At 67.9% G+C, this 2,310-nt stretch carries 2 protein-coding genes; both read left to right on the forward strand.

The features are described 5' to 3' along the window. Nucleotides 1–119: 119 nt before the first annotated feature. Complete coding sequence (locus AB0I81_RS63900) at nucleotides 120–482, forward strand: hypothetical protein (RefSeq protein WP_360680654.1); 363 nt, start codon at nucleotides 120–122, stop codon at nucleotides 480–482. Nucleotides 483–611: 129 nt separating this feature from the next. Beyond that, a partial coding sequence (locus tag AB0I81_RS63905) for a recombinase family protein (protein WP_360680657.1) occupies nucleotides 612–2,310 on the forward strand: 1,699 nt, incomplete at its 3' end.

Raw genomic sequence — 2,310 nt, forward strand, 5'->3', positions numbered from 1 at the left:
ATCACGCCTCCAACGCAATGGGCAACTTCTGTTTCGAGGTCACGTTGGGTTACCGGCGGGGTGAGCGGTTGCGGCGGGAAAGTACGGAGATGTGACATGAATGGTAGTAGGTTCGTGTCATGCCCGGTCGTTATCGTTCGAGTGACGTCCAATACACGCAGCGTGTCAATGCCGCGGTGGAGCTGGTGCGTTCGGGAACACCGACGGCGCAGGCGGCCCGGATGCTGGCCGAGCGGTTCGGCGTGTCGGTCCGGCAGGCACGCCGCTATCTGGCCGATGCCGCGATGGCGGGGCATCACCACGTCGAGGTCCCGGAGGAAAGCGTGGTGTTCACCGTCAAGCTGCCCGCCTCGCTGGCCGCGCAGGTCCGCATCCAGGCCCGGCAGAGCGGAGTCACGATCTCGGCGCTGGTGGCCTCGGCCCTGGCCGAGGCCCTGCCCGCGTCCGTCTCCTGGCCGGAGGGCGGATCCGAGCGCAAATGAGCGGTCGGGCGGTGGAGACGGTGTTCGTTTTCGACCGCCACGCGGCCACCGATGTGTCGGTGGCCTATCGGATTCTCGTTCCTCAGCGGCGGGCCCGGGTGCGGGCCGGTCAGGAAGGCGGGGCGGCAGGTGAACAGCACAGTCGGCGACCAGGCGGACAGCCCGATGAGCAGAGCGAGTGCAGCGATCTACGCGCGAGTCTCTTCCGCCAAGCAGAAGAAGGATCAGACGATCGGATCGCAGGTCGCGGCGTTGCGCGAGCACGCCGCCCGGCTGGGGGTGGAGCTGCCTGAGGCGTGGATCTTCACCGATGAGGGCCACTCGGGCGCCACCTTGGTGCGGCCCGCGCTGGAGCGGCTGCGTGACCTGGTCGCCGGCACTGGTGTGGATGTCGTACTGGTGTATGCCCCGGACCGGCTGGCCCGCAAGTTCGCCTACCAGGCGTTGCTGATCGAGGAGTTCGCCCGCGCCGGCACCCAGGTGGCCTTCGTCAACGGCCCGCGCGGCGACAGCCCCGAAGACCAGCTGCTGGTGCAGTTCCAGGGCATGTTCGCCGAGTACGAGAAGGCGCAGCTCATGGAACGCTATCGGCGCGGCAAGACCTACCGGGCCAAGTCGGGGTCGGTGAACGTGCTGGCCGGCGCCCCGTTCGGCTACCGCTACATCCGCAAGACTCCTGAGTCCGGGGCGCGTTACGAGATCGTCGAGCACGAGGCCGCTGTCGTGGTCGAGCTGTTCCGCCGCTACACCGACGAAGCAGCCTCCATCGGCGACCTGACCCGCTGGCTCGCCGCCTGCGGTGTGCTGACCAGGACGGGCAAGACGCGATGGGACCGCGGCACCGTGTGGGGCATGCTCCGCAACCCCGCCTACGCCGGCCGGGCAGCGTTCGGCAAGACCCAGATGATCCACCAGCCGCGGGCACTGAACCGGCGAGCCCGCCTGGAGGGCCGCACCACCCCACGACCGGACACAACCGTCGACCGGCCCCGCCAGGAGTGGATCGAGATCGCCGTGCCCGCCATCATCACCCAAGACAGCTTCGAACGCGCCCAGCAGCGCCTCGAAGACAACAAGCGATACGCCACCCGCAACAGCAAGGTCCCTTCCCTGCTGCAGGGCCTGACCGCCTGCGCGGCCTGTGGGTATGGCTACTACCGGACCCACACCCGCACCACCAGCAAGACGATCTACTACTACCGGTGCCTGGGCTCCGACGGCTGGCGCTACACGGACGGACCCGTCTGCACCAGCAAGCCGGTCCGCGCCGACTACCTCGATCAGGTGGTCTGGGACCACATCATCGACCTGCTCACCGATCCGGCCCTGATCCGCACCGAGATCGACAAGCGCCTCAAGCAGGCCCGCACCAGCGACCCGGCCCTCACCCAACGCTCGCGCGCGCAACTCGCACTGGCCAAGTCCACCGCCGCCATCACCCGCATGATCGAGGCGTTCTCCGAACAGCTGATCACCATCGATGAGCTCCGCGCTCGCATGCCCGACCTGCGCGCCCGCGAGGCCAACCTCCGCAGCCATCTCCAGGCGCTCGACGCCCAGGCCGCTGACCGCAACGCCTACCTCAAGCTCGCCGACGACCTGGAAGGCTTCCTCGCCCAGCTCCGCCACCGCGCCCACACCGCCGAGGTCACCGAACGCCAGCGCGTGCTGCGGCTGCTCGTAAAGGACGTCCTTATCGGGCCCGAGAAGATCACCATCCGTCACCGCATCCCCGTCCGAGACCGCCCCGAACCCAGCAACCAGGGCACCCTTAGTACCGATACGGAGAGTGATCATTCTGAAAGTTGCCCATTGCGTTGGAGGCGTG

This window comes from Nonomuraea sp. NPDC050404 (assembly GCF_040655495.1).
In the GTDB taxonomy this organism is placed as follows: Bacteria; Actinomycetota; Actinomycetes; order Streptosporangiales; family Streptosporangiaceae; genus Nonomuraea.